Genomic DNA, 19,592 nt, shown 5'->3' on the forward strand with positions numbered 1-19,592 from the left:
CGGTGACCTGTCGCCAATCACCAAGCAGTGCGTCGGCGGCATTGGCCGGGTTTGAGTTTATTGGCCAAGTTGAAAGCGACACGGGGCGCTCTGAGCGTCAGGTGGTGACCATCAGTTTTTCCAGCCCGTGGAAATGGTAGAGGTCCGCGTAGCGCGGTGCTTCGGCGAGTTTGAGCGTCGGGCAACGTGTGAAGAGCGCGTCCAGGCCGATCCGGATTTCCAACCGTGCGAGCGGTGCGCCGACGCAGAAGTGCAGCCCGGCGCCGAGGCTCGTGTTGGCGGGGCCCTTGCGCGCCGGGTCGAAGGTGTTCGGGTCGGGATAGGCTGCCGGGTCGCGGTTGGCGGCGCCGAGCAGGCAGGCGATCTGGTCGCCACGTTTGAAGTCGTGCCCGAAAAGGGTGATGTCGTCGTAGACCCAGCGCCGGAACATGTGCAGCGGCGCGTCGAACCGCAGGATTTCCTCGGTGCAGGCCTCGGTTATGTCGCAGCGTTCGTGGTCGAGCAGGGTCGCGGCACCATTGCCGAGCGTGTGCACGGTGGCCTCGTGCCCGGCATTGAGCAGCAGGATGCAGGTGGAGATCAGCTCTTCGGTGCTGAGCTTTTCCCCATCTTCCTCGGCGGCGATCAATTGGGTGATCAGATCGTCGCCGGGCCGTTGCCTTTTCTGATCGATGTAGTCCGTGAGGAAGGCGGTGAATTCGCGAGAGGCCTGAGCCGCATCTGTTTCGATCTGTGCGGTGCGGCGCGCCTGATACATGGCGACCATGGCATTGGACCAACGCAGCAAGTCGTCGGCCCGATCCTCGGGGACGCCGAGCAGCCGACAGATGATCGTTACCGGCAGTGGCCGTGCGAAGGCGTCGAGCAGGTCGAAGGCGGTGCCGGGAGGCGGGAATTTGTCGATCAGCTCGTGGCTGAGAGCAGTAATGTCTGGTGCGAGTTCGCCGATCCGTCGCGAGGTGAAGGCCCTGAGCACCAGCCCCCGCAGCCGGGTGTGCTTGGGCGGTTCGACCTCGAGCAGCGAATGTTCTTCGATATCGTAGAAGGGCGCCAGTTCGGGTGGCACCGGGCCGGCAAGTTCGGCCGGAGTTTCACGCCCCAGCCGCCTGTCGCGCAGGATTGCCGAGACCGCCTTGTGCGACACCGCGCAGGCGATGTTGTAGTCGGTCCACCAGAACAGATCCCCCGCACGGCGCGCGGTATCGTAGAACGGGTAGGGGTCTTGGACGAATGCGGGGGCGGTGGGCGATTGGCTGAACTTTTCCATCTCGAACCGTTGCCAGCCCCCTCTGGTCAATGCAAGCCCCCTGCGGATAGAGTCTGCCCATGACAGGATCAAAGATCAGTCGCGCCGGTGGAGTGCTGGCATTTCTGCTGCTGGTGGCAGGGTTTGCCGCCGGTGTGTGGACCTTTGGCTATCGCGAGGCGCTCGATCAGATGTCCCGTCGCGGCGAGGCCGATCTGGCGCTGGCCGCCGATCGCCTGACGGCGGAATTGCAGCGGTTTCGCGAACTCGCGGTGCTAATGGCCGACCACCCGGATCTGACGGCGCTCATCACGGGCGGGACCGGGGCGGAGGAGGCGGCCGAGTTGTTGCGTCAGGTGGCTGACAAGACCGGCTCGCTCGATATCTTTCTGGTCGATGCCGAGGGACGTGAGTTGGTCGCCGCCGAGCCAGTTTCCGGCGTTGTCACCCATGTCGAGGCACCCTATTTCGACCGTGCCATGCAGGGTGCGCTTGGCGTCTATCACCAGCTGAGCGACCGTTACGGCCGCCGCACGTTCATGTTCGCGGCCCCGATCTTTTCGGTGGATGGCCCGGTGCTGGGCGCGGTGGTCGTGGCCACCGACGTGGAGGAGGTCGAAGCCGGCTGGCGCGGTGATCGCCCGACGATCTTTTTCACCGACGAAATGGGCGTCATCTTCGTATCGAACCGGTCGGAGCTCTTGTTTCGGTCGCGGGTCGGCGATCCGGAGGAGGCCAGTCAGAGCCTGCGCTATCCTGCTGGCCGGGTGACCGCCTTCGTTTCGCACAGCCCTGGCATGGTCGGCGTGCACGAGGTCTGGGCCGTGGATGGCGGCCCCTATGTTCCGGCCCGCGCCTTGCATCTGACATTGCCGTTGCCGGTCATCGGTCTCGAAGGCGAGGCGCTGATCGATGTTGCTCCGGCACGGCAGGTCGCCGATTTGCAGGCTGCGGTGACGGCGGCCCTGTGTCTCGCTTTTGGCGCTTTGCTTTTTCTGGCGACCGAGCGCCGCCGCACGTTGGCGGAGGACAACGCCAGATTGGAGGCCCGTGTGGCGGATCGGACGGCGGAATTGCGGGCGATCAATGCCGATCTGATCCGGGAGGTGGCCGAGCGCACTGCTGCCGAGGCCCGTCTGACAAAGGCGCAGGCCGATCTGGTGCAGGCAGGCAAGCTGAGTGCGTTGGGGCAGATGTCTGCGGGTATCAGTCACGAGCTCAATCAGCCTTTGATGGCCATCGGGTCGTTTGCGCAGAACGCTTTGGCCTTTCTTGAGAAGGACAGGCCGGATCGCGCGGCCGAGAACCTGAGCCGGATTGCCGAATTGACCCGCCGCATGGGCCGGATCATCCGCAACCTGCGTGCCTTTGCCCGGCAAGAGAGCGCGCCATTGGCCGATGTGGACCTTGTTCCCGTGGTCGATGTGGTGCTGGAAATGGCCGGAGCGAAGGCGCGTCAGGCCGAGGTCGAGGTGGTATGGCGTCGCCCCGAGGCCCCTGTTCTGGTCCGGGGCGGTGAGGTGCGCTTGCAGCAGGTGGTGCTGAACCTTGTGACCAATGCGATTGATGCGATGGCGGCGAGCCCGGAGCGCCGTGTGGAGATCGAGATATTTCCGGTCGATGCCGCTCGCGTCGCCGTGAGCGTGCGCGATACCGGTCCGGGCATATCGGAGCCGGAGCGTATATTCGATCCGTTCTATTCCACCAAGGCAGTGGGGGCCGAAGAGGGCATGGGCCTCGGTTTGTCGATTTCCTATGGCCTCGTTCAGTCCTTTGGCGGTGCGATCCGTGGCCGCAATCATCCGGACGGTGGCGCGGTGTTCACGATCGAGCTGGACCTTGTCGCGCGGCAAGAGGCGGCGGCATGACCCGCCGTGTGCTCTTGGTGGACGATGACCGAGAGGTCCGCGAGGCTTTGGGCCAATCGCTGGAGCTGGCCGATCTCGATCCGGTGTTGGCGGGCTCGTTCATCGAGGCCAAGGATCATCTGGATCGTCGTTTTGACGGGATCGTCGTGACCGACATCCGGATGCCGGGCCGTGATGGCTTTCACCTGCTGTCTCACGCCCATGTGCTGGACCCTGACTTGCCTGTGATCCTGCTGACCGGCGAGGGTGACGTGCCGATGGCGGTTCGCGCGATGGCCGAGGGCGCATATGCCTTTCTGGAGAAACCCTGTGGCCCTGCGGAATTCCTGACCATTGTCGAGAAGGCGCTGAAGGCCCGCGCACTCGTGCTGGAGAACCGTCGCCTGCGCCGCGAGGTGGAGGCGGGGGATGCCGCGTCACGGATGCTGGCCGGTCGCTCTGCGCCCGCTCAGCATCTGCGCGAACAGGTGCGTGCGGTGGCCCGTGCTACTGCCGAAGTCCTCGTCACCGGGGATGCGGGGTCCGGCACCCCGAAGGTGGCCGAGGTCATCCATTTGTTGTCGGCGGCCTCATCGCGCCCCTTTGTGAAGCGCGCCGCAGCGGGGCTGAGCGTCGAGGCGTTGGAGGCCGCGATTGCGGATGCGCAGGACGGCTCGCTCTATCTCGACGAGGTCGGCATGTTGCCGGGGGCGTCCCAGTTTGCCTTGCTCGACCGATTGGAGGGCGGCATGGCGCCGCGTATCCTTGCCGGAACGACACGGGATCTGAACAAGGAGGTGTCGGAAGGCCGTTTCAACGCCGATCTCTATTACCGCCTCGACCTGATGCGCGTCCGGATTCCGGCGTTGCGCGAGCGTAAGGAGGATATTCCTTTCCTGTTCCGCCATTACGTCGCTCAGGCCTGTGAGCAGGCCAATCTGACGCAACCCGACGTGCCGGCGGACATGCTCGCCCGCCTGATGTCGCAGGACTGGCCGGGCAACGCCCGATCCCTGATGAACGCCGCGATGCGCTTTGTCATGGGGCTGGGCGAGGGCGAAGAGACCGAGGCGCTGGGCCTTACCGAACAGATGGCACAGGTCGAACGGGCGCTCTTGATCGAGGCTCTGCGTCGCCACGGCGGCCATGCCAGTGACACGGCGCGCGCTCTGAAACTGCCTCGAAAGACCTTCTACGACAAGCTCACCCGGCACAATCTGCGGGCGGAGGACTATCGCTAGCCGGCCGGCATCCCGTGCTTCTGCTCGGGCTGTCTCGATCGCAGTGTGCGGATTTCCGCACATATACCGCTAACATATGTGTGAGGATTCGCCACCACGGGCCCGCTCCCGCTTGGCAGCCCGCCCGCCTTTCGCGGTAAGTGCCTGTGTAGAAATGGATTCACCCTGTTCTTCGGTCGCGCAATAAAATGTCTTGCCTGTGTCGGGGCGCTAACCCTTTGTTAGCGTCAACGCATTCCGGGAGGGAGTGCGTCCAGAATATTCATGAAGAGGGAGAGACATGAAATTCCTGTCATTCGCGGCCACCGCCGCCGCCGCCGCTATTGCCGCATCCGCCGTATCCGCCGACCCGATGGGCTGTGACGAAGGCGAAGTCGTCGTCAAGTTCAGCCACGTCACCAACACCGACCGCCACCCCAAGGGCATCGCCGCCACGCTGCTGGCAGAGCGTGTGAATGCCGAGATGGACGGCACGATGTGCATGGAAGTGTTCCCGAACTCCACGCTCTATACCGACGAGCAGGTGATCGAGGCGCTTCTGCGTGGCGACGTGCAGCTCGCAGCGCCTTCGCTGTCGCTGTTCGAGAGCATCACGAAAGCCTACCGCCTGTTCGACCTGCCGTTCATGTTCACGAACATTCAGGCGGTTGACGCGTTCCAGGCCTCCGAGACCGGGCAGAACATGCTCGACGCCATGCAACGCCGCGGCTTGCAGGGGCTTGCCTATTGGCACAACGGCATGAAGCAGATTTCGGCCAACGTGCCGCTCGAGCTGCCGACCGACGCCAATGGTCTGAAATTCCGGGTGCAGCCTTCCGACGTGCTTGTCGCGCAGATGGAAGCCATGGGCGCATCCCCGCAGCCGATGGCCTTCGCCGAGGTTTACGGCGCGCTTCAGACGGGCGTTGTCGACGGCCAGGAGAACACATGGTCCAACATCTATGGCCAGAAGTTCTTTGAGGTGCAGGACGGCATCACCGAAACCAACCACGGTATCATCGACTATATGGTCGTCACCTCGGTCGATTTCCTCGACAGCCTCGATGCCGACACCCGCGACCAGTTCCTGTCGATCCTCGACGAAGTGACCGCGCTGCGGAACGCGGAATCCACCCGCGTCAACGCCGAGGCTCGCACGGCGATCATCGAAGCCGGTGGCGTGGTTCGCGAACTGACACCTGAGCAGCGTGCTGCATGGGTCGAGGCGATGCTGCCGGTCTGGGCGCAGTTCGCCGACGAAGTCGGTCAGGAGAACATCGACGCCGCGCAAGAGATCAACAACAGTCTCTGATCCGTCAGGCTGAGGTATCTTGAAGGCGGGGCTGGTAATGCCGGCCCCGCCGCACCGACTTTCAGGGGAGGGGCCGCGTCATGGCGGGATACAAGTATGAGCCCAAGTCCGGGTTCTCGCGTTTCGTTCACAATTTCGAAGAGACTGTCATCGCCCTGTTGCTGGGCCTGATGACGTTGCTCACCTTTGTGAACGTGGTGTTGCGGTATGTGTTCAACAGCTCTTTGATCTGGAGCCTCGAAGTGGTTCTGGTCATGTTTGCATGGCTGGTTCTGTTCGGCATTGCCTACGGCTTCAAGGTGACGGCCCATCTGGGTGTGGACGCCGTGGTCAACCTGTTCGAAACGCCTGTCCGGCGGATACTCGGCCTGCTTTCGGCAACATTGTGCGTCGTCTATGCCCTGTTGCTCCTCAAGGGGTCGTGGGATTACTGGGCGCCTTTTGCCGATTTGCCGAAGACCACGGGACGGGTCTTTCCGACTGGGTTCGACTGGGAGGCCCGCCGGTTCGGGTTTCAGGAAACCGGCCAAATTCCCATTCCCTTCGACTGGCTGAAAAGTTGGCTCGAGCAGACCTTCAATACCTATGAACAGAGCGGTCAGATCCTGTTCGACGAATATTCCAAGATGCCCGTGCTGGTCCCTTACGTGATCCTTCCGGTCGCCTCGCTGCTGATCCTGTTTCGTGTGATCCAGGTGCTGTTGCGGATCGTCCGTGGAGAGCAGGATCGCCTGATCGTCAGTCACGAAGCCGAAGAAGCGGTCGAGGAAGTCGCCGCCATGAACAGGGAAAACTGAGCCATGGACGTTTTCCTTCTCTTTGCGATGATTGTCGGCCTTTTGTTTCTGGGCGTGCCGATTGCGGTCAGCCTCGGCCTGTCGTCGATCATCTTCTTGCTGGCCCTGTCCGACGTGTCGCTCGCCTCCGTGGCGCAGTCGATGTATCAGGCCATGGCGGGTCACTACACCCTATTGGCCATTCCGTTCTTCGTGCTCGCCTCGTCGTTCATGTCGACCGGGGGTGTCGCGCAGCGCATCATTCGGTTCGCCATTGCCTGCGTCGGTCACTTGCAGGGCGGCCTCGCGATCGCGGGCGTTCTGGCCTGCATGATGTTTGCGGCCTTGTCCGGCTCCAGCCCGGCGACCGTGGTCGCAATCGGCTCGATCGTCATCGCGGCGATGCGGCAGGTGGGCTATACCAAGGATTTTGCCGCCGGTGTCATCTGTAACGCCGGCACCTTGGGCATCCTGATCCCGCCCTCCATCGTGATGGTCGTATACGCCAGCGCGACGGATGTCTCCGTGGGACGGATGTTCCTAGCGGGTGTTTTCCCGGGCATTCTGGCGGGTCTGATGCTGATGGTGACGATCTACGTGATCGCCCGCATCCGCAACATGCCGAAAGGCGAGTGGCAGGGCTGGGGCGAGGTCTTCGACAGCTTCCGCGACGCGCTTTGGGGCCTGTTGCTGATCGGGATCATCATGGGCGGCATCTACGGCTTTCCGGCGATCCGTTTTCAGGAGGGTCTGAGCCTGTTCTATTGGCAGGGCGGTATCTTTACCCCGACCGAGGCGGCGGCCGTCGCGGCGGTCTATGCGTGGATGGTCGCGATCTTTATCTATCGTGACATGGGCCCCTTGGCTGCCAAGGATGGTGGTCGCCCGATCCCGCTCTGGCGCAAGCCGCAGGCGTTGATCACCGGCTTTTTCCACGCCGATACCCGCAAGACCCTGTTTGAGGGCGGCAAACTGACGATCACGTTGATGTTCATCATCGCCAATGCGTTGCTGCTCAAGCATGTGCTGACCGACGAGCAGATCCCGCAGCATATCGCCGAGCAGATGCTGGGGGCCGGCCTTGGCCCGGTGACGTTCCTCATCATGGTTAACGTCATCCTGCTGATCGGTGGTCAGTTCATGGAGCCATCTGGCCTGATCGTGATCGTGGCGCCACTGGTGTTTCCGATTGCAATCGAGCTGGGCATCGACCCGATCCATCTGGGCATCATCATGGTGGTCAACATGGAGATCGGGATGATCACGCCGCCGGTGGGGCTCAACCTGTTCGTGACCTCTGGCGTGGCCGGGATGAGCATGATGGCGGTCGTCCGTGCGGCGCTTCCGTTCCTTGCCGTGCTCTTCGTGTTCCTGATCATCATCACCTACGTCCCGTTCATCTCGACGTGGTTGCCGACGACCGTGATGGGGCCGGAGATCATCGTGAATTAGCGATGATCAAACGGGGCGCTACCGCGCGCGCCTGTTGTCTGAAATCGAAAAGGCGACGCATCCATCGGTGCGTCGCCTTTGCTTTTCGTCGGACCCTCCGGGGGGGGATATTTGAGACCCAAAGATGGGTCAGGCCTGTTCGAGCGCCGTGACGATGGGCGAGAAGTCGGCGGCCTTGAGGCTTGCTCCGCCCACCAGCGCTCCGTGGACATGGGGGATGGCGAATATCTGGGCGGCGTTGCTGCCTTTGACCGATCCGCCGTAGAGCAGGCTGAAATCGCCACCGTCGCCGAACCGTTGACCGAGCGCGCTGTGCAGGGCCGCGTGGACTTCGCCGATTTGTGCTTCGGTGGGGGTGAGCCCGGTGCCGATGGCCCAGACCGGTTCATAGGCGATGACTGTCGTGGCGGCGGTGGCGCTGTCCGGGACCGAGGCTTGCAACTGCTCGTCGAGGATTGCCAGCGTTTCGCCGGCTTCACGCTGTGCCAGAGTCTCGCCGATGCAGATGATTGCGGTGAGCCCGGCCTGGGTGGCCGCTTCGGCCTTGGCCCGGACGAGATCGCTGGTTTCGCCGTGGTCCGTCCGCCGTTCGGAGTGTCCGACGATCACGTAGCTGGCGCCTGCGTCCTTGAGCATCTGCGCACTGAGGTCGCCGGTATGGGCGCCGGAGACGTTGGCGTGGCAGTCCTGCCCGCCAAGCCCCAATGCGTGCGAGCCCTTGGCCGTGGAGGCCGCTGCGATCAAAGTCGCGGGGGGGCAAAGCAGGACATCGACCGACGGGTTGGGGTGGGCCGCGATCAATGCGGCGATTTCGCTCAGGCTTTCGCTTGTGCCGTTCATCTTCCAGTTGCCGGCGGCGAGTTTCTTGGCCATGGTTTTTCCCCCTTGAGACGCATGCTGCGGATGATTTGATACTGTGGTAGCAGGCCCTCATCATGGGGTGAAGGCTAGGAGTTCGATCAAATGACACAGATACCCAGTGTGAATGCCCGCGATCTGTTGGACCGTTCCCGCCCCGGTCATGCCGAGGCGGCGTCTGCCGTCCGTGAGGGGGCCATGGAGATCGGGTTTCTGACTGTGCACGACACGCCGATCTCGGCCCATGAGGTCGAGACCGTGCTGGACAGCTATCGCGCCTTTTTTGCCTTGCCGACCGATCGGAAGGCCGAGGTAGATATGGCCCGCACGAAGGCCAATCGTGGCTGGGGCGCGTCCGGGTCCGAGCAGGTGAGCACGGAGGCCAATCCCGATTACAAGCAGGTCTTCGACGTTGGCTTGGCTCTCCCGGAGGGCGATCCGCTGGCGGAACTGTCCTGTTATGCGCCGAACCAGTGGCCCGACGCGCCCGCCGAGTTTCGCGCGACGCTGGAGGCCTATTATGCCGCGGCCACGACCTTTGCCCTTGATCTGCTATGTGCCATCGCGGCGGCCGTGGGCGAAGACCCGGCCTATTTCCGGACCCGGTTTTCGCGTCCGATGGCGCTGTTGCGTGGCAACTATTATCCGACCCGACCGGCGGGGGCTGGTGCCAAGGATTTCGGTATCGCGACCCATACCGACTATGGCTGCCTGACTCTTCTGGCGACGGATGGCACGCCCGGTCTCGAGGTGCGCAAGCGTGGCGGCGGGTGGATCCCGGTTTCGGCCGAGCCCGGCACATTCGTGATCAACTTTGGCGAGATGCTGGAGATGTGGACGGAAGGCCGTGTGAGGGCAACGCCTCACCGCGTGGTGGGAGGGGCCGACGAGCGCCTGTCAGTGCCGTTGTTCTTCAACCCCGACCATGACGCCAACGTGGCCCCCCGCGGAAGCGACAGGGTCATTCGGGCCATCGATCATCTGGAGCGCCGCTACGCCGAGACCTACGTCCATCTGCAAGCCGGGTGAGATCAGAGCAGGCTGAGGGCGGCCCGGGCGTAGCCGACTGCCGTCTCGGGGTCGTCTAGGGCGTCCTCCGGCAGAGCCCAGTAGGGCATGGTGTGAAACTGCTCGGTTTCCTGTCCGTAGAGCGCCGCAGGGTCTTTGGTCTTGAGGTAGATCCGGCCGGTGCTGGACAGAAGTGCGAACACCGTGCCGTCCCGGTAGAGACACATCCCGCCGAACATTTTGCGTTTGGTGAGGCCGCCCAAGCCCGAAAACAGATCGACAGCGAAGGCGATATCGCTGTCGTCGATGCTCACTTCGGCGCCGAAAGCGCGTCGTCGAACTTGATTGATTCGCCGCATCCGCAGGCGTCGACCACGTTCGGATTGCGGAATTTGAAACCGCTTTCGAGCAGCGACGTCTCGTAGTCGACCTCGGTGCCGAAGAGGAACATCTGCGCCATGGGCGCAATCATGACACGGGCACCGTCCTGCTCGACGATCTCGTCGAGCGGATTCACCTCTTTTACGTATTCCATGGTGTATTCCATGCCCGCGCATCCGCCCTTCTTGACGCCGATCCGAAGGCCCTCGTGGCTGTCCTTTGCCATCAGCTTGGCGATTTGAGCCGCCGCTTTGGGCGTGATGGTGACAGCTTGTTTGCCGGGAATGCCGAACATGGTGTTCTCCTGTTTCACGCTCAAAATAGGCAAGCGGGCCCGATGTCTCAAGCCCCGTGCACGGGTGGGACCACCAAACGACCGGATTTGCCGGAGTTGGTGTCTTTGGTGCTGGTCAATGCAGGGGCGGGCAGGTCGGCTTGTTGCGCCATCTTGGCCGGTCGCTTTGACCGCAATGGTCGTGACAGTGTGTGAGAGCCAGCCGAAGCCGCAGGCCTACATGAAGCCCAGTTCGAGCCGGGCCTCGTCGGACATCATGTCCATGCCCCATTGCGGCTCCCATGTCAGATCGACGTCGACCTGTTTGACGCCGGCCAGAGGCTCGATCGCCGAGGCGACCCAGCCGGGCATTTCGCCGGCCACCGGACAGCCGGGAGCGGTGAGCGACATGATCACGCTGACCGCGCCTTCGTCGTCGATCTTGATCGTGTAGATCAGCCCGAGATCATAGATATTGACCGGAATTTCCGGGTCGTACACGGTCCGGCAGGCATCGACGATATTATCGTAGAGCGGGTGCTCTGTGGACGATGGCTCGATCAAAGGGGTGCCTTCGAGTTGAGTGTCGGGCATGGCGAGATCCGTTCCGGTCTGTGTGTTTCTGCAATCCTGACTTATTATATAGGGTTTATGCCCTGTGGGGTAAAGGGGCGCATTGGCGCGCGGCGGTGCTTGACACGGGTCACGCCTATGGGACCAGCGCGTTTCCATCCTCTTTGCGGAAATCCTCGGGGGGGAGGGCTTCGAGCAGGTCGAGGACCTTTTCGCTCGGCCGACAGAGCCGAACCCCTTTGGGCGTGCAGACGATGGGTCGGTTCACGAGGATCGGGTGCGCAATCATGGCGTCGATCAAGGCGTTATCGGAGATCGCCGGGTCGAGCAGGCCCAACTCTTCGGCGGGGGACTTGGAGGTCCGCAGGGCGTCGCGTGCCGTCATGCCGGCCGCGGCGAATAGCCCCAGCAATTGCGGCCGCGTCCAGCCGGTTTCGAGATATTCGATTACATCGGGGCTGTAGCCTGCCGCCCGAACGATGGCCACGACATTGCGCGAAGTCCCGCAGTTGGGGTTGTGGTGAATGACGACGGGAAACATGGGTGTCTTCCTTAAGCTGAGAAGGGCGGTCTATGGCCGCTTGAGAAACCATTGACAGAACAGTGTGGCGCAGACCGCTCCGGCCAGTTGCGCCAGCACGAAACCGGTCAGGTCGAGAGGACGGATCCCGGAGAACGTATCGCTAAAGCTGCGTGCGATGGCGACTGCCGGATTGGCAAAGGACGTAGAGGCGGTGAACCAGTACGCTGCCGTGATATAGAGCCCGACCAGCCAGGCGATCGACTCCGGGGCCGATCGTTTACCGACGAGAATGGTGAACATCAGCCCGAAGGTTGCCACACCTTCTGAGAGCCATTGAGCCGGCCCGGTCCGGACGTGCTGGGAGGCTTGAAGCAGCGTCTGGTCGAACATCGCATGGGCGAGCACCGTCCCGGCGATACCACCGATGATCTGGGCGGCGACATACGGCAGGACGTTGCCCCAATTGTGCTGCCCCAAAACGGCGAAACCGAGCGTCACGGCCGGATTGAAATGCGCCCCGGAGATTGGCCCGAGCAGGGTGATGAGCACGACCAGAATGGCGCCTGTCGGCAACGTATTTCCCAAGAGCGCCAAGGCAACATCGTCGGTCAGCGTCTCGGCCATGATGCCGGAGCCGACCACGGTGCAGACCAGAATCGCGGTGCCGAGTGCTTCGGCGGTCAAACGGCGCGGATCGGGCATCCTGGCTCCTCAGCAGCAGGCGAGCGTGTCGAGCGCCGGTTGGCACAGCGCCGGATTCCCGCCGCAGCAATCCTCGAGCAGGAAGGTGAGGAGCGCCCGCAGCTGAGACATGTCTGCGAAATACCGGATCGACCGCCCTTCGCGCCGGTTGCTCACTAGGCCTGCGTTCAGCAAGACGGTCAGATTGGCCGAAAGCGTGTTCTGCCGGACGTCGAGCTTGCCGGCCAGATCACCGGCGGACAGCCCCTCGGCGCCCGCGATGATCAGAAGACGGATCACGTCGAGGCGAGTGCTTTGTGAAAGGGCGCCGAAGGCGGTGAGTGCAGATGATTTATCCATAAATCGTGAATTATGGAAGTGATTACGGTTTGTCAACGTGGTTCACGACATCGCAAGGTGCCGACCGATGGCTGATGGCGCATCCGTATTTGGGGCCAAAAGAAGCCGAGCGGGGGCTTTGGACCCCCGCGGGGCTTTTCATTCGAAGGGGAACGGGGCAGAAGGCCGCGGAACGAGAGGGATTTCGGTATGCCTGAGAAGTTTTCATTTGCCCTTGCGGCCACAGACGGGGCGGCCCGGACCGGCACCATCTCGACTCCGCGAGGCGACATAAGAACGCCGGCGTTCATGCCCGTCGGCACGGCGGCAACCGTCAAGGCGATGATGCCTGAGAGCGTCGCGGCCACGGGTGCGGACATCTTGCTGGGCAACACTTATCACTTGATGCTTCGACCGACCGCGGAGAGAATTGCGCGTTTGGGCGGGTTGCATGATTTCATGAATTGGCAACGCCCGATCCTGACGGATTCTGGCGGATTTCAGGTGATGTCCCTCGCCGATCTGCGCAAGCTGACCGAACGTGGCGTCACCTTTCGCAGCCATATCGACGGCTCGAAGCACGAGTTGACCCCCGAGCGTTCGATGGAGATCCAGCGTCTTTTGGGCAGCGATATCGTCATGGCATTCGACGAATGCCCCGCGTTGCCCGCGGATCGAGACCGCATTGCCGAAAGCATGGCCTTGTCGATGCGATGGGCGGCCCGGTCTCGTGATGCCTTCGGGGACCGGCCGGGCCATGCCTTGTTCGGGATTCAGCAGGGCGGTCTGGAGCGCGATCTGCGAGAGCAGAGCGCCGAAGCCCTGCGCGACATTGAGTTTGACGGCTATGCGGTCGGCGGGTTGGCGGTGGGCGAGGGCCAGGAGGCGATGTTTGGTGTGCTCGACTTTGCGCCGGCAATGCTGCCGCAGGACAAGCCCCGCTACCTGATGGGCGTAGGCAAGCCCGATGATATCGTTGGAGCCGTGAAGCGCGGTATCGACATGATGGATTGCGTGCTTCCGTCTCGCTCGGGGCGCACCGGCCAAGCCTGGACCCGCCGAGGGCAGGTCAACATCAAGAACGCCCGCCATCAGGACGATCCGAGGCCGCTCGACGAGGCATGCACTTGTCCGACCTGCAGAGGCTATTCCCGTGCCTATCTGCATCACGTGTTCCGGGCCGGTGAAATGATTTCCGGTATGCTTCTGACGTGGCATAATCTGCATTACTATCAGGAGCTTATGTCGGAGATGCGCGCGGCCATCAGCGAGGCTCGGTTTGCGGCCTGGGAAGCGAGCTTTCACGACCTCCGCGCCGAAGGCGACATCGCGCAGTTATGAGGGATCGACGTCCGTTGGACGCCTGTGCTGATAGCTTCGGGCGCGGGGACGGTTCTTACTTGGCGTGAGTCTGAGCATCCTGACGCGCAAGGATGCGGGGTCAGGACGCTGAAACGGTGCTTTTGCCTGAAGACCGCGCGGCGCAAATCTCAATTCCCTGTTTTCCGCCTTTTTGCCCGGTGATTTGACGGAAATTTGCGAAGAGTTGAGGGCAAAAACACGACTGCCTGTCCGGGCCGAAAAAGAGATCGCGCTTGCGACCCAGTCGGAGGAAAGGCATTGTGAACTTAGTCCGGAACGCTTGAAACCGGTGGTGCCTTGCCCCAAGTATGTGCTCTGACAGGAGACCACCCTTGGGTTGCCTTTGATAGGGACCGCGGCGGTCTTGCCAATAACAAGGATACGAGCATGCAAACTCCCTTAGCCGCATCGTACCCGGTGCTGCCGCTGCGCGACATCGTGGTTTTCCCGCACATGATCGTGCCGCTCTTCGTGGGCCGCGAGAAATCGGTGCGGGCGCTGGAAGAAGTGATGGCCGACGACAAGCAGATTCTGCTGTCCAGCCAGATCGACCCCGGCGTCGATGATCCGTCCTCAGACGGCATCTACAAGGCCGGTGTGCTGGCCAATGTGCTGCAACTGCTCAAACTGCCCGATGGCACCGTGAAGGTGCTTGTCGAGGGCAAGAGCCGTGTGCGCATCACCGAATACCTTCCCAACGACCGCTTCTTCGAGGCGAGTGCCGAGTATCTGACCGAGATGCCGGGCGACGAGGAGACCGTGGCCGCGCTCGTGCGCAGCGTCGCTCAGGAATTCGACCGCTATGCCAAGGTTCGCAAGAACATCCCCGAAGAGGCGCTCTCGGCGGTGACCGAAGCCAACGAACCGGCCAAGCTGGCCGATCTGGTCGCCGGCCATCTGGGCATCGAAGTGAACCAGAAGCAGGACCTGCTGGAAACGCTGAGCGTGGCGGAGCGGCTTGAGAAGGTTTACGGCCTGATGCAGGGCGAGATGTCCGTGCTGCAGGTCGAGAAGAAGATCAAGACCCGCGTGAAATCCCAAATGGAGCGGACCCAGCGCGAGTATTATCTCAACGAGCAGATGAAGGCGATCCAGAAGGAACTGGGTGACGGTGAGGACGGCCAGAACGAGGTCGCCGAGCTGGAGAAGCGCATCGCCGAGACCAAGCTGAGCAAGGAGGCCGAAGAGAAGGTCGCCGCCGAGCTCAAGAAGCTCAAGAACATGTCGCCGATGAGCGCCGAGGCGACTGTTGTACGCAACTACCTCGATTGGATCCTGTGCCTGCCGTGGGGCGTCAAGAGCCGCACCAAGAAGGATCTGACGCTGGCCCAGAAGGTGCTGGACGACGATCACTACGGCCTTGAGAAGGTCAAGGAACGGATCGTCGAATACCTCGCCGTGCAGCAGCGCTCGGCCAAGCTGAAGGGGCCGATCATGTGCCTCGTCGGCCCTCCGGGCGTGGGTAAGACCTCGCTGGGCAAGTCTGTCGCCAAGGCCACGGGGCGCGAATTCATCCGCATCTCGCTCGGTGGCGTGCGCGACGAGAGCGAAATCCGCGGCCACCGTCGGACCTATATCGGCTCGATGCCCGGCAAGATCATCCAGGCGCTGAAAAAGGCAAAGACGACCAATCCGCTCATCCTCCTCGACGAGATCGACAAGATGGGTCAGGATTTCCGTGGCGACCCGGCGTCTGCCATGCTCGAGGTGCTTGATCCGGAGCAGAACGCGACCTTCATCGACCACTACCTCGAGGTCGAATATGATCTGTCGAACGTGATGTTCCTGACCACGGCAAACTCCTACAACATGCCGGGGCCGCTTCTTGATCGGATGGAGATCATCTCGCTGTCGGGTTATACCGACGACGAAAAGCGCGAGATCGCCAAGCAGCACCTGATCCCGAAGGTCATGAAGAACCATGGTCTGAAGGCAAAGGAATTGCAGATCAGCGACGACACGCTGACCGAGATGACCCGCACCTATACCCGCGAGGCCGGTGTGCGGAACCTTGAGCGTGAGCTCTCGAAAATCGCCCGCAAGGCGGTGACGAAGATCGTGCGCAAGGAACTCGATACCGTGTCGGTGACGCCGGACAATCTGTCGGATTATCTGGGCGTGAAAAAGCACCGTTATGGTCTGGCCGAGCTGGAGGATCAGATCGGGGTCGTGACCGGCCTTGCCTATACCTCCGTGGGCGGCGAGTTGCTCTCTATCGAGGCGCTGCGTTTGCCCGGCAAGGGCCGGATGAAGACGACGGGTAAGCTGGGCGATGTGATGAAGGAATCCATTGAGGCGGCATCGTCCTATGTCCGCTCCATCAGCCCGCAGATCGGGGTGAAGCCGACGAAGTTCGACAAGCTGGACATTCACGTCCACGTGCCGGACGGGGCGACACCGAAGGATGGTCCTTCTGCCGGTTTGGCAATGGTCACCTCGATTGTCTCGGTGCTGACGCAAATCCCCGTGCGCCGCGATATCGCGATGACCGGCGAAGTGTCCCTGCGCGGCAATGCGATGCCGATCGGTGGTCTCAAGGAGAAGTTGCTTGCTGCTCTGCGGGGCGGGATCACGACGGTTCTGATCCCCGAGGAAAACGAGCGTGATCTGCCAGAGATCCCGGACAACGTGAAAGAAGGGTTGACCATCATCCCGGTCAAGCACGTGTCGGAGGTGATCAAGCATGCGCTTGTGTCGCAACCCGAGCCGATCGAGTGGGACGAAGAGGCCGAAGAAGCCGCGGCCCTAGCATCAGCCAAATCCGTCGACGGCGGTGCGGGTGCGGTCACCCACTGACCTTTTCCGGCTATGATTTGAGAACGGGCGTCCATTCGGGCGCCCGTTTTCTTTGCGGCCCTCAAGGCGATGACCTCTGCTCCGACCGCGCGCCCTTGCTAGGCCTATCTAGCTTATGGTCTTGGCAACCCGATCCGTATAGCCTTTGACAAAATCTTTGGCCCACAGGAGCAGGCACATGGCGACGAAATCCGCAACTTCTTCGAAAACGGCAGAAGTGAAGCCTGTTCTGGTGGCGTCCGACGGTGCCGCGGCAGAGATTGCACCGACGCTGAAGGTTCAGGTCAAGAAGAAGGAATTTCTGGAGCGCGTCGTGGAACGCTCTGGCATGCGGCGAGGCGATGCCAAGACGGCGATGGAGGCGACGCTTGCCATATTGGGCGAGGCACTGGCCAATGGCGAGGAGGTCAACATCCCGCCGTTCGGCAAGGCAAAGGTCAACCGCGAGAAGGAGACACCCCGCGGCAATGCCTATTCATTGCGCCTCGTCAGGAACCGTGTGGACCTGACGACGCAGGAGACTCTTGCAGAGGACGGCAAGGACAGCTAAATGACCCCCCACGGGTGATTAGCTCAGTGGTAGAGCGCTTCGTTCACATCGAAGATGTCAGGAGTTCAAATCTCTTATCACCCACCAGAATTCGGGGCGCATCCTGCGGGATGCGCCTTTTCTGTCTATAGGGGCCGCAGATGAATTTACCCGAGCTGTTTGTCATCCGTCACGGCGAGACCGAATGGAACCGCGAAAGCCGTTGGCAGGGCGATCTGGATTCGCCGCTGACAGAGCAGGGCAGGGTGCAGGCCCGCGCCGTCGGTGCCATTTTACGCCGAGAGGGGATCACCCCGGCGACGCATCGCTTCTATGCCAGCCCGCTCGGTCGCGCCCGTAAGACGGCCGAACTGATTCTCGGGACCGTGGACGGGATCATAGAGGATGCTCGCCTGCGCGAAATTTCGGTGGGCCAGTGGACCGGCCTGAGCCGCGACCAGATTCGCGCCCAGTCGGACTTGCCGGAGGATGCCCACTTCCTCGACTACTACGCCAGTGCGCCGGGCGGCGAGCCGATCGAGCACCTGTTCGCCCGTGCCGAAGCCTTCTTGGGGTCGCTGACCGGCCCGAGCGTTCTGGTGACTCACGGGATCACGTCGAGGGTTCTGCGAACGGCCGCGATGGGCTGGGGGCCTGACCGCCTCAACGAGTTGCCGGGGGGGCAGGGTGTCGTCCATCACGTCCTCAACCGCCAGCACGCCGAGTTGCATCCATAGGGAAAAGAAGGGCTTGCAGCGGCGACGAGACTTGGCTATCCGGTGCACCGCGGGTGGTTAGCTCAGTTGGTAGAGCGTTTCGTTTACACCGAAAATGTCGGGGGTTCGAGCCCCTCACCACCCACCATTCCTCCTCCGCAGGGTTCTGTTCAATTGCGCACGGAAGCCTCGTTATGCTGGCCAATTGTGCATGAGGGCGACGCCGACTATCCTTTTTGACAGAAAAGGAGACACGGAAATGAGCTGGAACCCCATCCTCGACCCCGACTATCCAATTGGCGATGCCGTCGATTCCATCGACACGGTCATCGTTCCCCGCGCCCATGATCTGGGCGGTTTTGAAGTGCGTCGGGCCTTGCCGTCGGCAAAGCGTCAGATGGTTGGCCCGTTCATCTTTTTTGATCAGTTCGGCCCGGCGGAGTTTCTGACGGGCCAGGGCGTCGATGTGCGCCCGCATCCCCATATCGGCTTGGCCACGGTTACCTATCTGCAGAACGGGCGGATGCATCACCGTGACAGCCTCGGGACCGACACCTGGATCGAGGAGGGGGCCGTCAATCTGATGACGGCTGGACGCGGGATCACTCATTCAGAGCGCATGGATGACAGCGAACGCCCGGTGACGTTGCAGGGGCTCCAAAGCTGGATCGCCTTGCCCACGGACATGGAGGACAGCCCTGCGGCCTTTGCCCATGTGTCAGCCGACAAATTGCCGGTTCTGGATGCCGAGGGCAAATTCCTGCGTCTGATCCTTGGCTCTGCCTATGGCGAGACCGCGCCCGTCGAGACTCCATCCGAGATGTTCTATCTGGAGGTGATCCTGAAATCCGGTGCCGCCATTCCGTTGCCAGAGAATCACGAGGACCGCGGTGCCTATGTGCTGAGCGGTTCCGTCACCGTCGCAGGGCAGGACTTTGACGCGGGCCGGATGCTGGTTTTCCGGCCGGGCGACAATGTCAGCCTCAAGGCGGGGCCGAATGGGGCCCGCTTGATGCTGCTCGGAGGCGCTGTGATGGACGGGCCGCGTCACATCTGGTGGAATTTCGTCGCGTCGTCGAAAGAACGCATTGAGGCGGCCAAGGAAGCGTGGCGGGCGGGCGACTGGCAGCACGGTCGCTTTCAGTTGCCGCCGGGGGACGACGACGAATTCATTCCCGCGCCGGGGTAGGTGGGGGATGTTTCCTGAGTTTTGCGAATGTCCGCATCTACTGGGGAAAATGGTAGGCCCGGCAGGACTTGAACCCGCAACCAAACCGTTATGAGCGGTTTGCTCTAACCAATTGAGCTACAGGCCCCCGTCCTCTCCGTCGCAAAACCGGGGCCGGGGGTCAAGCGCGATCAGTCATCCAGAGGTGCATCGCGCCGTGGATTCGACCCCAGAACCTGCATCAAAAGGGCAATCATCGCTGCTTCCTGGTCGGTGGTGATCGACGGATCGCCATCGAGGTCGGCCAGGGCGGCGATCGCGTCGTCGGACAGGGGGCCGATGTTGACGTCAGTTGCCGCGGGAATCGCTATCCACGGACCGTCTATGCCCAGAGGCAACGGGTCTGACCCTGCCGAGAGAGCGGGCGAGGCGATTAGTGCGAGGAGCGGGAGGAGGCGGTGAAATGTCATGTCCTCAATTTGACTCAAAGCCATTGAAGCCGGGTTAACGCCGCAAAGATTGCACCTGAGC

At 62.2% G+C, this 19,592-nt stretch carries 20 protein-coding genes and 3 tRNA genes; 13 read left to right on the forward strand and 10 right to left on the reverse strand.

Annotated features, from left to right (window positions below; genetic code table 11):
- Positions 1 to 97: 97 nt before the first annotated feature.
- Positions 98 to 1,267, reverse strand: a complete 1,170-nt coding sequence (locus LOM8899_RS09915; RefSeq protein WP_093992054.1) for a cytochrome P450 — start codon at positions 1,265 to 1,267, stop codon at positions 98 to 100.
- A 59-nt stretch (positions 1,268 to 1,326) separates the two neighbouring features.
- Here LOM8899_RS09915 and LOM8899_RS09920 point away from each other — a divergent pair, with 59 nt between their 5' ends.
- The 5 genes from LOM8899_RS09920 (at position 1,327) to LOM8899_RS09940 (ending at position 7,853) form a co-directional block, all read left to right on the forward strand.
- The gene (locus tag LOM8899_RS09920) at positions 1,327 to 3,114 is read left to right on the forward strand and encodes a sensor histidine kinase (protein ID WP_093992055.1); all 1,788 of its coding nucleotides are present in this window, start codon (positions 1,327 to 1,329) and stop codon (positions 3,112 to 3,114) included.
- On the forward strand, positions 3,111 to 4,334 hold the full coding sequence (locus LOM8899_RS09925; RefSeq protein ID WP_093992056.1) for a sigma-54-dependent transcriptional regulator: 1,224 nt from the start codon (positions 3,111 to 3,113) through the stop codon (positions 4,332 to 4,334). The genes LOM8899_RS09920 and LOM8899_RS09925 overlap by 4 nt, the downstream gene beginning before the upstream one ends.
- A 280-nt stretch (positions 4,335 to 4,614) precedes the next feature.
- Positions 4,615 to 5,625 (forward strand): DctP family TRAP transporter solute-binding subunit, encoded by a 1,011-nt coding sequence (locus LOM8899_RS09930; protein WP_093992057.1) that lies wholly within the window; start codon positions 4,615 to 4,617, stop codon positions 5,623 to 5,625.
- Positions 5,626 to 5,705: 80 nt separating this feature from the next.
- Positions 5,706 to 6,422, forward strand: a complete 717-nt coding sequence (locus LOM8899_RS09935) for a TRAP transporter small permease (protein WP_093992058.1) — start codon at positions 5,706 to 5,708, stop codon at positions 6,420 to 6,422.
- A 3-nt stretch (positions 6,423 to 6,425) separates the two neighbouring features.
- Positions 6,426 to 7,853, forward strand: a complete 1,428-nt coding sequence (locus LOM8899_RS09940) for a TRAP transporter large permease (RefSeq protein ID WP_093992059.1) — start codon at positions 6,426 to 6,428, stop codon at positions 7,851 to 7,853.
- A gap of 129 nt (positions 7,854 to 7,982) precedes the next feature.
- On the opposite strand, the gene tpiA is transcribed toward LOM8899_RS09940, so the two are convergent.
- Positions 7,983 to 8,726 carry a triose-phosphate isomerase gene (gene tpiA, locus LOM8899_RS09945; protein WP_093992060.1) on the reverse strand — a complete coding sequence of 248 codons (744 nt, stop codon included), beginning with the start codon at positions 8,724 to 8,726 and terminating at the stop codon, positions 7,983 to 7,985.
- Between the two features lie 90 nt (positions 8,727 to 8,816).
- Between tpiA and LOM8899_RS09950 the strand changes: the two genes are divergently transcribed.
- Entirely contained in the window at positions 8,817 to 9,740 is a 924-nt protein-coding gene (locus tag LOM8899_RS09950; RefSeq protein WP_093992061.1) for an isopenicillin N synthase family dioxygenase, read from the forward strand.
- A 2-nt stretch (positions 9,741 to 9,742) separates the two neighbouring features.
- Here LOM8899_RS09950 and LOM8899_RS09955 read toward each other — a convergent pair whose 3' ends face one another.
- The 6 genes from LOM8899_RS09955 to LOM8899_RS09980 all read right to left on the reverse strand — a co-directional run bounded on the left by LOM8899_RS09955 (position 9,743) and on the right by LOM8899_RS09980 (position 12,511).
- Positions 9,743 to 10,033, reverse strand: coding sequence for a TfoX/Sxy family protein (locus LOM8899_RS09955; RefSeq protein ID WP_093992062.1), 291 nt, complete (start codon positions 10,031 to 10,033; stop codon positions 9,743 to 9,745).
- Positions 10,030 to 10,395 carry a HesB/IscA family protein gene (locus LOM8899_RS09960; RefSeq protein ID WP_093992063.1) on the reverse strand — a complete coding sequence of 122 codons (366 nt, stop codon included), beginning with the start codon at positions 10,393 to 10,395 and terminating at the stop codon, positions 10,030 to 10,032. The genes LOM8899_RS09955 and LOM8899_RS09960 overlap by 4 nt, the downstream gene beginning before the upstream one ends.
- A 216-nt stretch (positions 10,396 to 10,611) precedes the next feature.
- On the reverse strand, positions 10,612 to 10,968 hold the full coding sequence (locus tag LOM8899_RS09965) for an SUF system Fe-S cluster assembly protein (protein WP_093992064.1): 357 nt from the start codon (positions 10,966 to 10,968) through the stop codon (positions 10,612 to 10,614).
- A 115-nt stretch (positions 10,969 to 11,083) separates the two neighbouring features.
- On the reverse strand, positions 11,084 to 11,488 hold the full coding sequence (gene arsC, locus LOM8899_RS09970; RefSeq protein WP_093992065.1) for an arsenate reductase (glutaredoxin): 405 nt from the start codon (positions 11,486 to 11,488) through the stop codon (positions 11,084 to 11,086).
- A 30-nt stretch (positions 11,489 to 11,518) separates the two neighbouring features.
- The gene (locus tag LOM8899_RS09975; RefSeq protein WP_093992066.1) at positions 11,519 to 12,172 is read right to left on the reverse strand and encodes an MIP/aquaporin family protein; all 654 of its coding nucleotides are present in this window, start codon (positions 12,170 to 12,172) and stop codon (positions 11,519 to 11,521) included.
- A 9-nt stretch (positions 12,173 to 12,181) separates the two neighbouring features.
- Positions 12,182 to 12,511, reverse strand: coding sequence for an ArsR/SmtB family transcription factor (locus tag LOM8899_RS09980; RefSeq protein ID WP_093992067.1), 330 nt, complete (start codon positions 12,509 to 12,511; stop codon positions 12,182 to 12,184).
- A gap of 189 nt (positions 12,512 to 12,700) precedes the next feature.
- Between LOM8899_RS09980 and tgt the strand changes: the two genes are divergently transcribed.
- From tgt to LOM8899_RS10015, 7 genes are all read left to right on the forward strand, one after another.
- Positions 12,701 to 13,831, forward strand: a complete 1,131-nt coding sequence (gene tgt, locus LOM8899_RS09985; RefSeq protein WP_093992068.1) for a tRNA guanosine(34) transglycosylase Tgt — start codon at positions 12,701 to 12,703, stop codon at positions 13,829 to 13,831.
- Between the two features lie 408 nt (positions 13,832 to 14,239).
- A complete protein-coding gene (gene lon, locus LOM8899_RS09990; RefSeq protein WP_093992069.1) occupies positions 14,240 to 16,648 on the forward strand; it encodes an endopeptidase La in 2,409 nt (802 codons plus the stop codon).
- Positions 16,649 to 16,826: 178 nt separating this feature from the next.
- Positions 16,827 to 17,198 carry an HU family DNA-binding protein gene (locus LOM8899_RS09995; protein WP_093992070.1) on the forward strand — a complete coding sequence of 124 codons (372 nt, stop codon included), beginning with the start codon at positions 16,827 to 16,829 and terminating at the stop codon, positions 17,196 to 17,198.
- 12 nt (positions 17,199 to 17,210) lie between these two features.
- A tRNA-Val gene (locus LOM8899_RS10000) sits at positions 17,211 to 17,285 on the forward strand.
- A gap of 53 nt (positions 17,286 to 17,338) precedes the next feature.
- Positions 17,339 to 17,914 (forward strand): histidine phosphatase family protein, encoded by a 576-nt coding sequence (locus LOM8899_RS10005; RefSeq protein ID WP_093992071.1) that lies wholly within the window; start codon positions 17,339 to 17,341, stop codon positions 17,912 to 17,914.
- A gap of 51 nt (positions 17,915 to 17,965) precedes the next feature.
- A tRNA-Val gene (locus LOM8899_RS10010) sits at positions 17,966 to 18,041 on the forward strand.
- Positions 18,042 to 18,152: 111 nt separating this feature from the next.
- The gene (locus tag LOM8899_RS10015; RefSeq protein ID WP_093992072.1) at positions 18,153 to 19,082 is read left to right on the forward strand and encodes a pirin family protein; all 930 of its coding nucleotides are present in this window, start codon (positions 18,153 to 18,155) and stop codon (positions 19,080 to 19,082) included.
- 50 nt (positions 19,083 to 19,132) lie between these two features.
- On the opposite strand, the gene LOM8899_RS10020 is transcribed toward LOM8899_RS10015, so the two are convergent.
- Both LOM8899_RS10020 and LOM8899_RS10025 read right to left on the reverse strand, forming a co-directional pair.
- A tRNA-Ile gene (locus LOM8899_RS10020) sits at positions 19,133 to 19,209 on the reverse strand.
- A gap of 43 nt (positions 19,210 to 19,252) precedes the next feature.
- Positions 19,253 to 19,531 (reverse strand): hypothetical protein, encoded by a 279-nt coding sequence (locus LOM8899_RS10025; RefSeq protein ID WP_133065006.1) that lies wholly within the window; start codon positions 19,529 to 19,531, stop codon positions 19,253 to 19,255.
- Between the last annotated feature and the right edge of the window lie 61 nt (positions 19,532 to 19,592).

It is taken from the genome of Flavimaricola marinus (assembly GCF_900184895.1).
GTDB classification, from domain to species: domain Bacteria; phylum Pseudomonadota; class Alphaproteobacteria; order Rhodobacterales; family Rhodobacteraceae; genus Flavimaricola; species Flavimaricola marinus.

Bases quoted from the DNA above. Each gene is read 5' to 3' on its own strand.
- LOM8899_RS09915 (WP_093992054.1), bottom strand. From the start codon at position 1,267: ATGGAAAAGTTCAGCCAATCGCCCACCGCCCCCGCATTCGTCCAAGAC.
- LOM8899_RS09920 (WP_093992055.1), top strand. From the start codon at position 1,327: ATGACAGGATCAAAGATCAGTCGCGCCGGTGGAGTGCTGGCATTTCTG.
- LOM8899_RS09925 (WP_093992056.1), top strand. From the start codon at position 3,111: ATGACCCGCCGTGTGCTCTTGGTGGACGATGACCGAGAGGTCCGCGAG.
- LOM8899_RS09930 (WP_093992057.1), top strand. From the start codon at position 4,615: ATGAAATTCCTGTCATTCGCGGCCACCGCCGCCGCCGCCGCTATTGCC.
- LOM8899_RS09935 (WP_093992058.1), top strand. From the start codon at position 5,706: ATGGCGGGATACAAGTATGAGCCCAAGTCCGGGTTCTCGCGTTTCGTT.
- LOM8899_RS09940 (WP_093992059.1), top strand. From the start codon at position 6,426: ATGGACGTTTTCCTTCTCTTTGCGATGATTGTCGGCCTTTTGTTTCTG.
- tpiA (WP_093992060.1), bottom strand. From the start codon at position 8,726: ATGGCCAAGAAACTCGCCGCCGGCAACTGGAAGATGAACGGCACAAGC.
- LOM8899_RS09950 (WP_093992061.1), top strand. From the start codon at position 8,817: ATGACACAGATACCCAGTGTGAATGCCCGCGATCTGTTGGACCGTTCC.
- LOM8899_RS09960 (WP_093992063.1), bottom strand. From the start codon at position 10,395: ATGTTCGGCATTCCCGGCAAACAAGCTGTCACCATCACGCCCAAAGCG.
- LOM8899_RS09965 (WP_093992064.1), bottom strand. From the start codon at position 10,968: ATGCCCGACACTCAACTCGAAGGCACCCCTTTGATCGAGCCATCGTCC.
- arsC (WP_093992065.1), bottom strand. From the start codon at position 11,488: ATGTTTCCCGTCGTCATTCACCACAACCCCAACTGCGGGACTTCGCGC.
- LOM8899_RS09975 (WP_093992066.1), bottom strand. From the start codon at position 12,172: ATGCCCGATCCGCGCCGTTTGACCGCCGAAGCACTCGGCACCGCGATT.
- LOM8899_RS09980 (WP_093992067.1), bottom strand. From the start codon at position 12,511: ATGGATAAATCATCTGCACTCACCGCCTTCGGCGCCCTTTCACAAAGC.
- tgt (WP_093992068.1), top strand. From the start codon at position 12,701: ATGCCTGAGAAGTTTTCATTTGCCCTTGCGGCCACAGACGGGGCGGCC.
- lon (WP_093992069.1), top strand. From the start codon at position 14,240: ATGCAAACTCCCTTAGCCGCATCGTACCCGGTGCTGCCGCTGCGCGAC.
- LOM8899_RS09995 (WP_093992070.1), top strand. From the start codon at position 16,827: ATGGCGACGAAATCCGCAACTTCTTCGAAAACGGCAGAAGTGAAGCCT.
- LOM8899_RS10005 (WP_093992071.1), top strand. From the start codon at position 17,339: ATGAATTTACCCGAGCTGTTTGTCATCCGTCACGGCGAGACCGAATGG.
- LOM8899_RS10015 (WP_093992072.1), top strand. From the start codon at position 18,153: ATGAGCTGGAACCCCATCCTCGACCCCGACTATCCAATTGGCGATGCC.
- LOM8899_RS10025 (WP_133065006.1), bottom strand. From the start codon at position 19,531: ATGACATTTCACCGCCTCCTCCCGCTCCTCGCACTAATCGCCTCGCCC.